Below are 12,869 nucleotides of genomic sequence, written 5' to 3' on the forward strand. Positions count from 1 at the left end.
GCTTTTCGTTTAAGAGGGAGTAACTAAATGATTGAGTTTGAAAAACCAAATATAACAAAAATTGATGAAAATAAAGATTATGGCAAGTTTGTAATCGAACCACTTGAACGTGGCTACGGTACAACTCTTGGTAACTCTCTTCGTCGTGTACTACTAGCTTCTCTACCAGGGGCAGCTGTGACATCTATCAACATTGATGGTGTGTTACATGAGTTTGACACAGTTCCAGGTGTTCGTGAAGACGTGATGCAAATCATTCTGAACATTAAAGGGATTGCAGTGAAATCATACGTTGAAGACGAAAAAATCATTGAGCTTGACGTTGAAGGTCCTGCTGAAATTACAGCTGGAGATATTTTGACTGACAGTGATATTGAGATTGTAAATCCAGATCATTATCTCTTTACAATCGGTGAAGGTTCTTCTCTAAAGGCGACAATGACTGTTAACAGTGGTCGTGGATATGTGCCTGCTGATGAAAACAAAAAAGATAATGCGCCAGTTGGAACACTTGCTGTAGATTCTATTTATACACCAGTTACAAAAGTCAACTATCAAGTTGAACCTGCTCGTGTAGGTAGTAACGATGGTTTTGACAAATTAACCCTTGAAATCTTGACAAATGGAACAATTATTCCAGAAGATGCTTTAGGGCTTTCAGCACGTATCTTGACAGAACATCTTGATTTGTTTACAAATCTTACAGAGATTGCTAAATCTGCAGAAGTGATGAAAGAAGCTGATACTGAATCGGATGACCGTATTTTGGATCGTACGATTGAGGAACTGGACTTGTCTGTGCGTTCATACAACTGTTTGAAACGTGCCGGTATCAACACTGTGCATGATTTGACAGAAAAATCTGAAGCAGAGATGATGAAAGTACGAAATCTTGGACGCAAGAGTTTGGAAGAAGTGAAACTCAAACTCATTGACTTGGGTCTTGGATTAAAAGATAAATAAAGGAGGAATACATGGCTTACCGTAAACTAGGACGCACTAGCTCACAACGTAAAGCAATGCTTCGCGATTTGACAACTGACCTTTTGATCAACGAATCAATCGTGACAACTGAAGCTCGTGCTAAAGAAATCCGTAAAACTGTTGAAAAAATGATTACTCTAGGTAAACGTGGTGATTTGCATGCACGTCGTCAAGCAGCTGCTTTCGTACGTAATGAAATCGCATCTGAAAACTATGATGAAGCAACTGATAAGTACACTTCTACTACAGCACTTCAAAAATTGTTCTCAGAAATCGCACCTCGTTATGCTGAACGTAACGGTGGATACACTCGTATCCTTAAAACTGAACCACGTCGTGGTGATGCTGCGCCAATGGCAATCATCGAATTAGTATAAAATCATCAATTTTGTTGAGTGTTATGATGATGGAGTCTTGTGCTCTTAGTCTAGCTCTGGTCTACCGCTGGGACTTTGGTCCTAGCGGGAACACTCATCATCATTTGATAGGGTAGACGCTTGTTTACGAAATTGTTTTTTTCTTAAGAACAACTTCGTAAGCAGGCGTTTTTTAGTATTTTTTTCGGAAATATGCTATACTAGGAAAAAAGAAAATCAAAAACGTTCAGGTTTTCTAATAATCGTAGAAATGGGGTATAAGAATGAAGGCTATTATTACAGTGGTTGGTAAGGACAAGGCTGGGATCGTTGCAGGCGTGTCTACTAAGATTGCAGAGTTGGGTTTGAATATTGACGATATTTCTCAGACGGTGTTGGATGAATACTTTACCATGATGGCGGTCGTTTCTAGTAACGAAAAACAGGATTTCACTTATCTGCGAAATGAGTTTGAAACTTTTGGTCAGACCTTGAATGTTAAAATCAATATTCAGAGTGCAGCGATTTTTGATGCTATGTACAATATCTAGGAGGTTATCATGGATATTAGACAAGTTACGGAAACCATTGCCATGATCGAAGAGCAGAACTTCGATATCAGAACCATCACCATGGGGATTTCCCTTTTGGACTGTATTGATCCAGATATTGAACGTGCTGCTGAAAAAATTTACCAAAAAATTACTACTAAAGCTGCAAATCTAGTGGCTGTAGGAGATGAAATTGCTGCAGAACTTGGTATTCCTATTGTCAATAAACGGGTATCGGTGACTCCGATTTCCTTGATTGGTGCTGCGACTGATGCGACGGACTATGTCGTTTTGGCAAAGGCTCTTGACAAGGCTGCCAAGGAGATTGGTGTTGACTTTATCGGTGGATTCTCAGCTTTGGTACAAAAAGGCTACCAAAAAGGAGATGAAATTCTCATCAATTCTATCCCACGCGCTCTAGCTGAGACAGACAAGGTTTGTTCGTCTGTTAATATTGGCTCAACCAAGTCAGGTATCAACATGACTGCGGTTGCAGATATGGGACGTATCATCAAGGAGACAGCGAACTTATCAGATATGGGAGCGGCTAAGTTGGTCGTATTTGCTAACGCTGTTGAGGACAATCCTTTTATGGCGGGGGCCTTCCATGGTGTCGGTGAAGCAGATGTCATCATCAATGTTGGTGTTTCAGGTCCTGGTGTTGTCAAACGCGCCTTGGAGAAAGTTCGTGGTCAGAGTTTTGATGTAGTAGCGGAAACAGTCAAGAAAACAGCCTTCAAGATTACTCGTATCGGTCAGCTGGTCGGTCAAATGGCGAGCGAACGCCTTGGAGTTGACTTTGGGATTGTAGACCTAAGTTTGGCACCAACTCCTGCAGTTGGAGACTCTGTGGCACGTGTCCTTGAGGAAATGGGATTAGAAACAGTTGGTACGCATGGGACGACGGCTGCCCTCGCTCTTTTGAATGACCAAGTTAAGAAGGGTGGAGTGATGGCTTGTAACCAAGTCGGTGGCTTGTCAGGTGCTTTTATCCCCGTTTCTGAAGATGAGGGGATGATTGCTGCGGTGCAAAATGGCTCTCTGAATTTAGAGAAACTAGAAGCCATGACAGCTATCTGTTCTGTTGGACTGGATATGATTGCCATTCCAGAAGATACGCCTGCTGAAACCATTGCAGCTATGATTGCGGATGAGGCGGCCATCGGTGTTATTAACATGAAAACAACGGCTGTCCGTATTATTCCAAAAGGCAAAGAAGGCGATATGATTGAGTTTGGTGGCTTGCTAGGAACAGCTCCAGTGATGAAAGTTAACGGGGCTTCGTCTGTTGATTTCATCTCTCGCGGTGGCCAAATTCCTGCGCCAATCCATAGTTTTAAAAATTAATAAAAAGTGAGAGGATTTAAGTTGAGTTTAAGGATGACGGTGTATACTATAATCATTAAATAAAGACCTCCTAACTTTATTTAATAGAAATCCTAAACTTTTTCATAATAATCTCCTAGGGAAGCTACCATGAGGGTAGCTTTTCTTTTGGATAATTTACAAATGTTGGCTTCGCTTTTGAAAGCCAAATATTTCTTTGATCCATGATATAATAGAAGAAAATGGAGGATAGAAAATGTCTAAAGTAAGATTGTACTTGGTCCGTCATGGGAAAACGATGTTTAACACGATTGGACGTGCACAAGGATGGAGTGATACGCCTCTAACCGAAGAAGGTGAGTTGGGAATCCATGAACTGGGAATTGGCTTGAGAGAGTCTGGTTTACAATTTGACCGCGCTTATTCCAGTGATTCAGGGCGCACCATTCAAACTATGGGAATTATCCTAGAAGAACTTGGCTTGCAGGGAAAAATCCCTTACCGCATGGACAAGCGAATCCGTGAGTGGTGTTTTGGTAGTTTTGATGGAGCCTATGATGGGGACCTCTTTATGGGATTGATTCCGAGAATTTTCAATGTGGACCATGTTCACCAATTGTCTTATGCTGAACTGGCTGAGGGTTTGGTAGAGGTTGATACAGCTGGCTGGGCTGAAGGTTGGGAAAAACTCAGTGGTCGAATCAAGGAAGGCTTTGAAGCTATTGCTAAAGAAATGGAAGAACAAGGTGGGGGTAATGCCCTCGTTGTGAGCCATGGAATGACGATTGGTACCATTGTTTATCTGATCATTGGTATGCATCCGCATGGTCTCGATAATGGTAGCGTGACGATTCTTGAATATGAGGACGGTCAGTTTAGCGTTGAGGTTGTTGGTGACCGTAGCTATCGAGAGCTCGGACGTGAGAAGATGTTAGAGACAAATAGTTAATAGAAGTTAGCTCCGATTAGGAGCTAATTTTGAGTTAAAGGATATGATTTAAATCAATAGTTCCGAAAAAGTAAAAATTTTTGGGGGATGTGATGTTATGAAAGGAAGGCTAGAATTATTTTGGAGCAATAATACTCTAAAGTCCAACATAGTGGCATCCGATATAAACAGAGTGAAATCAAACTAAAAAGATTGAATCTTGCATAACGCAAAACTCAATCCTTCATTAAAAAAATATTTATCATGTTTAGCAATCAGTCAAACCTAGTTGAAAGATATGTTATATTTGAATGAAATTACCAAATATAAGGGAAAATTTGATAGCGAACCTTTTGACAGTATGTTTCATATGCTTTTCCAAAATGATTGTATAAGGCTTTTTCTTCTACTTTTAATCGAATACTGTAACCAACTACCAATAGAATGAGACAAATAATAATTGTGAGAGGATTTAATGAAACAATTGACAAGCCAAGTATGGATACGATGCTACCAGTATAGGCAGGATTTCTTACTATAGAATAGGGCCCTGCTTCTACCAACTGCTGACTATCTGTTGTTTGAACCGCAAGTGTAAAATTCTTCCCAAGATAATTAACTGCATAGATACGTAATACAAAGCCGGCTAGAGAAAGGAGAATTCCAATATAGATCAAAAAATGTGGCAATTGAGCTATAGAAGGTAGAAGTTGTTCATTCATTAATAGAAGACAACAAACAACACTACCAATAATGATGTAACGACTTCCTTTGTCTTCAGAGTTATTTTCATTGTTTGATTTTGTTTTCCTTTTAATCCACGTTTCTGTGATGATGAAAATGAGAATGAACCCATATGCAAAAATAGTTTGTAAATCCATGATTATTCCCTCCAGCTAGCATTATACAACTTTCAATTTTGGTGGTCAATTAAAAGGAAATAGTTAGAGTATGTTTTGTAATAGGTATCAATGGAAACTTCATGATTTCATCTGTAAAAATCTCTTGAAAATGGTATAATAGTAACATCATAAAATTGGAGAGAGACCATGAGTTTTTACAATCATAAAGAAATTGAGCCTAAGTGGCAGGGCTACTGGGCAGAACATCATACATTTAAGACAGGAACAGATGCATCAAAACCGAAGTTTTATGCTCTCGATATGTTCCCATATCCTTCAGGAGCTGGATTGCACGTAGGACACCCAGAAGGCTATACAGCGACAGATATCCTCAGCCGTTACAAACGTGCGCAAGGATACAACGTCCTTCACCCAATGGGATGGGATGCCTTTGGTTTGCCAGCTGAGCAGTATGCTATGGATACGGGGAATGACCCAGCTGACTTTACAGCAGAAAACATTGCTAACTTCAAACGTCAAATCAATGCGCTTGGATTCTCTTACGACTGGGATCGTGAAGTCAACACAACAGATCCAAACTACTATAAGTGGACTCAGTGGATCTTTACTAAGCTTTACGAAAAAGGCTTGGCCTATGAAGCGGAAGTACCAGTAAACTGGGTGGAAGAATTGGGAACAGCCATTGCCAACGAAGAAGTCCTTCCTGACGGAACTTCTGAGCGTGGAGGCTATCCAGTTGTCCGCAAACCAATGCGCCAATGGATGCTCAAAATTACGGCCTATGCAGAGCGCTTGCTTAACGACTTGGATGAGTTGGACTGGCCAGAGTCTATCAAGGATATGCAACGTAACTGGATCGGGAAATCAACTGGTGCCAATGTCACCTTTAAAGTGAAAGGGACTGACAAGGAATTTACCGTCTTTACCACTCGTCCTGATACGCTTTTCGGTGCGACCTTCACCGTTTTGGCTCCTGAGCATGACTTGGTTGACGCTATCACAAGTCCAGAGCAAACTGATGCAGTTGCAGACTACAAACACCAAGCTAGTCTTAAGTCTGACTTGGCTCGTACTGACCTTGCTAAGGAAAAAACTGGTGTTTGGACGGGCGCTTATGCCATTAACCCTGTAAATGGCAAGGAAATTCCAATCTGGATTGCCGACTATGTTCTTGCTAGCTATGGTACAGGTGCGGTAATGGCTGTACCTGCCCATGACCAACGTGACTGGGAATTTGCCAAACAATTTGACCTTCCAATCGTAGAAGTGCTAGAAGGTGGAAATGTAGCAGAAGCTGCTTACACAGAAGATGGTCTTCATGTCAATTCAGACTTCCTAGATGGCCTTAACAAAGAAGACGCTATTGCTAAGATTGTGGCTTGGTTGGAAGAAAAAGGCTGCGGTCAAGAAAAAGTCACCTACCGTCTCCGTGACTGGCTCTTTAGCCGTCAACGTTACTGGGGTGAGCCAATTCCAATCATTCATTGGGAAGATGGAACTTCAACAGCTGTCCCTGAAAATGAATTGCCACTTGTCTTGCCTGTAACCAAGGACATTCGCCCTTCAGGTACTGGGGAGAGTCCATTGGCTAACTTGACTGACTGGTTGGAAGTAACTCGTGAAGATGGCGTCAAAGGTCGTCGTGAAACCAACACCATGCCACAATGGGCAGGTTCGAGTTGGTACTACCTCCGCTATATCGACCCACATAACACAGAAAAATTGGCTGATGAGGACCTCCTCAAACAATGGTTGCCAGTAGATATCTATGTGGGTGGTGCAGAGCATGCTGTACTTCACTTGCTTTACGCTCGTTTCTGGCACAAATTCCTCTATGACCTCGGTGTTGTTCCGACTAAGGAACCATTCCAAAAACTCTTTAACCAAGGAATGATTTTGGGAACAAGCTACCGTGACCACCGTGGAGCTCTTGTGGCAACTGACAAGGTTGAGAAACGTGACGGTTCCTTCTTCCATGTGGAAACAGGAGAAGAGTTGGAGCAAGCGCCAGCCAAGATGTCTAAATCGCTCAAGAACGTTGTCAACCCAGACGACGTAGTGGAACAATACGGTGCCGATACCCTTCGTGTTTATGAAATGTTCATGGGGCCGCTGGATGCATCTATCGCTTGGAGCGAAGAAGGGTTAGAAGGCAGCCGTAAATTCTTAGACCGTGTTTATCGTTTGATTACAAGTAAAGAAATCACTGCGGAAAACAATGGTGCTCTTGACAAGGTTTACAATGAAACAGTTAAATCTGTCACTGAGCAAATCGAGTCCATGAAATTCAATACAGCCATTGCCCAACTTATGGTCTTTGTCAACGCTGCTAATAAGGAAGACAAACTCTATGTGGACTACGCCAAAGGCTTTATCCAATTGATCGCCCCATTTGCACCTCACTTGGCAGAAGAACTCTGGCAAACTGTTGCAGCAACAGGTGAGTCCATCTCTTACGTGGCTTGGCCAACATGGGACGAAAGCAAATTAGTTGAAGATGAAATCGAAATCGTCGTCCAAATCAAAGGTAAAGTCCGTGCCAAACTCATGGTCGCTAAAGACCTGTCACGTGAAGAATTGCAAGAAATCGCTCTAGCGGATGAAAAAGTTAAAGCGGAGATTGACGGTAAGGAAATCGTGAAGGTGATTGCGGTACCTAACAAACTCGTTAATATCGTTGTGAAATAAGATAGGAATCCTTCAGAGTAGAATCTGGAGGATTTTTAAATTGGATTATGCTATAATAGTCCCAACTAAGATAAAAACACAGTTCTGGTTGGTAGTCCAGACGTAGGTAAGCCTATCAGTAACCTTCCTCCTTGGTTGTCCATTCTTAGGGATAGATTTAAGGAGGTGCTGTCGTGGAAATCGTTTCAATTGGCTTGACAGTGTATTTTGAAGATGGATTTTGGCATGGATTGTTTGCACAAGAGTATGAGGAAACTTATCAAGTTTGTCGTGTGACATTTGGTCAGGAACCAAAAGAGGATGAAATTTTGGGACTTATACAGACTCAGTTTGTTCGGTTATCTTTTAGTCCAGAGGCAACAGTCAAACAGCATGTGAAGATTAAGAATCCGAAGCGTCTGCAGCGGGCTGTAAAGAAACAGGTGAAGCAGAAAGTTTCTTCTAAGTCACAAGAGCTTTTACAGTTGCAGTACGAGGAACGAAAAAAGCATTCAAAACAACAGTCCAGTCTCCAAAAGCAATTGCTCAAGCAAGAGAAATTTGAACGCAAACAGCAAAAACGTAGAGAGAAGCACAAGGGGCACTAGTAGCTTTCTCTTTCATAAAATAGAACAGCTCTTCTTGGATAACAAGAGCTGTTTTTGCTTGTATTGAAGATTTCTTTCCTAATAGATAGACTTATCGTTAATGGCAGTTTCAAATTCAGGACCATACTTGCTTACTTCAAATTTAATCCTGCCCCATTCAGCATTTTCATTTTACTAGAAGGGAGTGTGTGCTATGATTTCTGATTCATTTTTTATTGTTTGGTTTAGCGAGAACAATACTATTGACTCTTGGATTTTTCTGCCGGATGCTATAAAACACCTCTTTTATAGCACATGTTTAAAAATATAATGTGTGGTTGTAAGTGTTTTTCAACATCCTCTAGTGATTCGATAGGAGAAAAACGGTTGCAGCCTGCTCTACTTTAATTTAACCCCCATTATTTTACCACTTGGCCTTTCATTTTAACTGCTTATCTCAAAAGTCGATTTTTCTTTCATTCTTTTTGTTAAACTAGTGTGGTTAAGAGGAGGAAAAAATATGATTTTACAAGCTAAACATTTGACTAAACGGTACGGCAATCATATGGCTGTCGATGATATTCAGTTAGAGTTTGAAAAAGGAAGTTTCAATGCTATTTTGGGACCCAATGGTGCAGGGAAATCAACCACCATTTCCATGTTAATCGGTTTGAAAAAGCCGACACAAGGTCAGATTCGATATGCGCCAAATACGAAAATCGGAGTTGTTTTTCAAGCTAGTGTACTGGATGAGATGTTGACGGTTAGGGAAAATCTCACGATTCGTGCTCAACAGTATAAGGAGATTGCAGCAAGTCGTGTGGATGATTTGATCCATCAACTGGGTTTGACTGCTTTCCAGAAACAACTCTATGGAACTTTGTCAGGTGGGCAAAAACGTCGGGTTGATATTGCGCGTGCTCTTCTTTCGCGACCAGATATTCTTTTCTTGGATGAACCAACGACAGGTCTTGATATTCAGACTCGCAAATCCATCTGGGATCTGCTGTATCGACTACAAAAGGATGAAGGTATGACGATTATCTTAACGACTCATTATCTGGATGAAGCAGATGAAGCGGATCAGATCTATATCGTTGATCATGGCAAAGTGATCGCGCAAGGTTCTGCGACTGCTATCAAAAGTCAGTATGCATCTAATATCCTAAAAATTCGTTTTAAGGAAATGAAGGATCTAGAAAAATTGCGACAGACCGGAATGACAGTCGAGGAAGAAAACGAGTTGGAATATCTTTTTTATCCAAGGACGTCACAGGAAGCCATTGAATATTTGGCAAAAGTTCGAGAAGAAATTGATTCTTTTGAGTTTCGCCCAGGTACTATGGATGATGCCTTTATTGCACTTACAGGAAGAGAGGTTCGCTAATGCTAGCTTTATTGAAACGGAATTTTATCTTATATTTTCGTAATCGTTCGGGAGTATTTTTCTCATTATTGGGGGCATTGATTTCCTTCCTCCTTTATATCATTTTTTTGCAGAAGAACCTGACGGATTCTTGGTCCCAACTCCCTGATAATACGAACCTTTTAAATGACTGGCTGATGGGTGGGACCTTGGCTGTGACTGGGATGACAACCAGTTTTACGGCTCTTACACAAATGGTACAGGATCGTGAAAATCAAGTGGATCAAGATCTCTTCTTGACAGATTTAGGTAACTGGGGCTTACAGGCGTCCTATCTAATCAGTAGTATTGTCATTTCTTTTATCATGCAGGTGTTTATGTATGCTGTTATGAGTTTTTATTTTAAAGAGAGCCCAGTTATCAGTCATTTACCGGAAATCGCTTTGATTATGTTGTTAAGCAGTCTGCTTTCAAGTTTGGTAAATGTTCTCTTGATTTATCGTTTTCAATCTGTAGATAGCCTTGGTAAACTGGCAACGATAGTGGGAACTGCTTCTGGATTTTTAGTAGGAACTTATATTCCCATTGGAGTATTACCTGATTCTGCACAGCTTTTCATGAAATGTACCCCTGCAACTTATATTGCTTCTCTCTATCGACAAGTCTTGATGAAAGAGCAGTTAGAGACCGCATTTTCAGGAAATAACAGTCTGTTACAGGAATTTCAAGACAAAATGGGAATCCAAATCAACTGGCAAGAACTATTGACAAAGGAAGAAACATACTTTATAGTGGTTATTATCAGTCTCGTCGCTATTCTTCTTTGGATGTTATTTGTTAAAGTGTTTAGCAAGAGAAAATAAAGGTGTATTGGAGAGAAAATGAAGATTCGTTTTGAAATGAAGACAGAGTTTTCAGAAAAAGACCCACACATTTTAATTCAGGCAGCTCAGTTAACTGACCAAGCAAGAGAAGTCATGGAGTATTTAGAACAATTTTCAACGACTAATCAGGTGGTCATTCCTATTCGAACGGATGATCATCTGGTTATGGTAAAAATTGAGGATCTTATTCTAGCAGATATCGATAAGAATTTGTTGACCATTTATACGGTAGACGGGATTTATAAAACTAAGGAAACATTGACAAACTTTCAGAATCGGATTAACCGGCGTAACTTTATACAGATATCACGTCATTCAATTATAAACATTGACCATCTAGAGTCATTATCGGATAGCTTTTCAGGAAACATGATGGCTAAGATGACTCGGGGTATCAAATCGAGTGTGAGTCGGAAATACGTTAAGTCCTTAATGGATTATCTAGGTTTATAGGAGAAAATCATGAAGCGATTGATTGCTTATTTTGTATCGGGAATGCGGACGGCCTCCTTTGTTTATTTGAGTTTGGTGTTGTTGGCTCAGTTTTATTCAGGTATTACCTATCCCGCACCAACGACAAAAAATATTCTAGCTTTGTTTTTGATGAGTGGAATTATGGGGGTATTGACCTTAATCCTTGAAAGGCTAGAGTTTCTCGCTTATAGTATGCGTGTAGGAGTTCATTTGTTAGCGACAGCTACTATTTTAGTATTGACCTACCTATTTTTTGGCTGGGGTTCAGCATTGTTGAGTCCCTTGCTTTGGTTCTTTTTCTTGTTAATTTATGGACTGATATGGTTGTACCAGATCTGGCAAACTCACAAACTCACCCAACGAATTAATCAAGCCTTAGAAGATAAAAGAAAGAAAACGAATCACTAATGTAGTGTTGAGGATGAAGTTTGGGGAGAGTGCTAGTTTCCATATAGAGCAAATTATGATATAGTATTTTCAGCGTAAAACAAGGAGAAAGCTATGCCAGTAAATGAATATGGTCAGATAATTGGTGAGTCAATGAAAGGTTATACACCAGGTGAATTGCCTTCCATTGATTTCTTAGAAGGGCGCTACGCTCGGATAGAGGCTCTTTCGGTGGAAAAGCATGAAGAGGATTTGCTAGCTGTTTATGGACCCGATACTCCTCGGGAGATGTGGACCTACCTCTTTCAGGAGCCAGTGGCAGATATGGAGGAACTGGTTACCGTCTTAAATCAGATGTTGGCTCGTAAGGACCGTTTTTACTATGCGATTATAGACAAGGCAACTGGTAAGGCTTTGGGAACTTTTTCTCTCATGCGCATTGACCAGAATAACCGAGTAATAGAAGTGGGAGCTGTCACTTTTTCTCCAGAACTCAGGGGAACACGTATAGGGACAGAGGCTCAATATCTCCTAGCTCGCTATGTTTTTGAAGAGCTTAACTATTGTCGCTATGAGTGGAAATGCGATGCTCTAAATCTGCCATCAAGACGAGCTGCGGAACGTTTGGGCTTTATCTATGAAGGAACCTTCCGCCAGGCAGTTGTTTATAAGGGGCGCACGAGGGATACGGATTGGCTCGCTATGATTGATAAGGACTGGCCTCAAGTTAAAGCTCGTTTGGAAACATGGTTGGCTCCTGAAAATTTTGATAAAAATGGACGGCAGTACAAGAGCTTAAGAGAATTCTGAGAGGTATTGAGATGATAACTATTAGAAAGCAAGAAATTGTCAAGCTAGAGGATGTTTTGCATCTCTATCAGGCAGTCGGTTGGACAAATTATACCCATCAACCTCAGATGCTGGAGAAGGCCTTGTCTCACTCATTAGCGATTTATCTGGCACATGATGGAGATTCCGTGGTGGGCTTGGTTCGTTTGGTCGGAGATGGTTTTTCATCGATTTTTGTCCAGGATTTGCTCGTTTTGCCTAGCTATCAGCGCCAAGGGATTGGTAGCAACTTGATGAAAGAGGCTTTAGGTGACTTCAAAGATGCCTATCAAGTCCAACTAGTGACCGAACAGACAGAAAAAACCTTGGGATTCTATCGTTCTCTAGGATTTGAAACCTTATCTACTTATGATTGTACAGGAATGATTTGGGTGGATCGAAAAAGATAAAAAAATTATTTTTTCTTAAGTAAAGTTTAAGTCTCCTCGTGTATCATATAGTTATTAAATAAAGACCTCCTAATACTTTTCGAAAATCTCATCAACCTTCGTTAGAGTCGACTTAGCTAACTATAGTTATGCTTGCGTCTATCTGCCTAGTCTGGTTTCGATTTTCATTGAGTACCCTTTATTTAATGAAATCCCAAACTTTTCTTTTTCATAATAATCTCCCTAAAGAGGCCACCCAATCAGGTGGAGTTTTTTTGC

At 40.7% G+C, this 12,869-nt stretch carries 14 protein-coding genes; 13 read left to right on the plus strand and 1 reads right to left on the minus strand.

The window, feature by feature from the left end; translation table 11 throughout:
- The first annotated feature begins 27 nt into the window (after nt 1-27).
- From HMPREF1518_RS10355 to HMPREF1518_RS10375, 5 genes are all read left to right on the plus strand, one after another.
- Nucleotides 28-963 carry a DNA-directed RNA polymerase subunit alpha gene (locus HMPREF1518_RS10355; protein WP_000568983.1) on the plus strand — a complete coding sequence of 312 codons (936 nt, stop codon included), beginning with the start codon at nt 28-30 and terminating at the stop codon, nt 961-963.
- Nucleotides 964-974: 11 nt separating this feature from the next.
- The gene (gene rplQ, locus HMPREF1518_RS10360) at nt 975-1,361 is read left to right on the plus strand and encodes a 50S ribosomal protein L17 (protein ID WP_000331493.1); all 387 of its coding nucleotides are present in this window, start codon (nt 975-977) and stop codon (nt 1,359-1,361) included.
- A gap of 263 nt (nt 1,362-1,624) precedes the next feature.
- Nucleotides 1,625-1,891 (plus strand): ACT domain-containing protein, encoded by a 267-nt coding sequence (locus tag HMPREF1518_RS10365; RefSeq protein ID WP_000644114.1) that lies wholly within the window; start codon nt 1,625-1,627, stop codon nt 1,889-1,891.
- 9 nt (nt 1,892-1,900) lie between these two features.
- Complete coding sequence (locus HMPREF1518_RS10370) at nt 1,901-3,238, plus strand: PFL family protein (protein WP_000354874.1); 1,338 nt, start codon at nt 1,901-1,903, stop codon at nt 3,236-3,238.
- A gap of 235 nt (nt 3,239-3,473) precedes the next feature.
- Entirely contained in the window at nt 3,474-4,166 is a 693-nt protein-coding gene (locus tag HMPREF1518_RS10375; protein WP_033585851.1) for a histidine phosphatase family protein, read from the plus strand.
- 296 nt (nt 4,167-4,462) lie between these two features.
- Here HMPREF1518_RS10375 and HMPREF1518_RS10380 read toward each other — a convergent pair whose 3' ends face one another.
- Nucleotides 4,463-5,026: a methyltransferase family protein gene (locus tag HMPREF1518_RS10380; RefSeq protein ID WP_033585852.1), complete on the minus strand. Its 564-nt coding sequence runs from the start codon at nt 5,024-5,026 to the stop codon at nt 4,463-4,465.
- 168 nt (nt 5,027-5,194) lie between these two features.
- Between HMPREF1518_RS10380 and leuS the strand changes: the two genes are divergently transcribed.
- From leuS to HMPREF1518_RS10420, 8 genes are all read left to right on the plus strand, one after another.
- On the plus strand, nt 5,195-7,696 hold the full coding sequence (gene leuS / locus HMPREF1518_RS10385; RefSeq protein WP_033585853.1) for a leucine--tRNA ligase: 2,502 nt from the start codon (nt 5,195-5,197) through the stop codon (nt 7,694-7,696).
- Between the two features lie 173 nt (nt 7,697-7,869).
- Nucleotides 7,870-8,283 carry a YjdF family protein gene (locus HMPREF1518_RS10390; RefSeq protein ID WP_033585854.1) on the plus strand — a complete coding sequence of 138 codons (414 nt, stop codon included), beginning with the start codon at nt 7,870-7,872 and terminating at the stop codon, nt 8,281-8,283.
- 499 nt (nt 8,284-8,782) lie between these two features.
- The gene (locus HMPREF1518_RS10395; RefSeq protein ID WP_033585855.1) at nt 8,783-9,649 is read left to right on the plus strand and encodes an ABC transporter ATP-binding protein; all 867 of its coding nucleotides are present in this window, start codon (nt 8,783-8,785) and stop codon (nt 9,647-9,649) included.
- Nucleotides 9,649-10,491, plus strand: coding sequence for an ABC transporter permease (locus HMPREF1518_RS10400; RefSeq protein ID WP_033585856.1), 843 nt, complete (start codon nt 9,649-9,651; stop codon nt 10,489-10,491). The genes HMPREF1518_RS10395 and HMPREF1518_RS10400 overlap by 1 nt, the downstream gene beginning before the upstream one ends.
- 18 nt (nt 10,492-10,509) lie before the next feature.
- Complete coding sequence (locus HMPREF1518_RS10405) at nt 10,510-10,965, plus strand: LytTR family DNA-binding domain-containing protein (RefSeq protein ID WP_009729708.1); 456 nt, start codon at nt 10,510-10,512, stop codon at nt 10,963-10,965.
- Nucleotides 10,966-10,974: 9 nt separating this feature from the next.
- Nucleotides 10,975-11,394 (plus strand): DUF3021 domain-containing protein, encoded by a 420-nt coding sequence (locus HMPREF1518_RS10410; protein ID WP_000825486.1) that lies wholly within the window; start codon nt 10,975-10,977, stop codon nt 11,392-11,394.
- 93 nt (nt 11,395-11,487) lie between these two features.
- Nucleotides 11,488-12,183, plus strand: a complete 696-nt coding sequence (locus HMPREF1518_RS10415; RefSeq protein WP_033585857.1) for a GNAT family N-acetyltransferase — start codon at nt 11,488-11,490, stop codon at nt 12,181-12,183.
- An 11-nt stretch (nt 12,184-12,194) separates the two neighbouring features.
- A complete protein-coding gene (locus HMPREF1518_RS10420; protein ID WP_033585858.1) occupies nt 12,195-12,611 on the plus strand; it encodes a GNAT family N-acetyltransferase in 417 nt (138 codons plus the stop codon).
- Nucleotides 12,612-12,869: the final 258 nt, after the last annotated feature.

Origin of the sequence: Streptococcus sp. SR1 (assembly GCF_000526075.1) — a bacterium.
Lineage (GTDB): Bacteria > Bacillota > Bacilli > Lactobacillales > Streptococcaceae > Streptococcus > Streptococcus halitosis.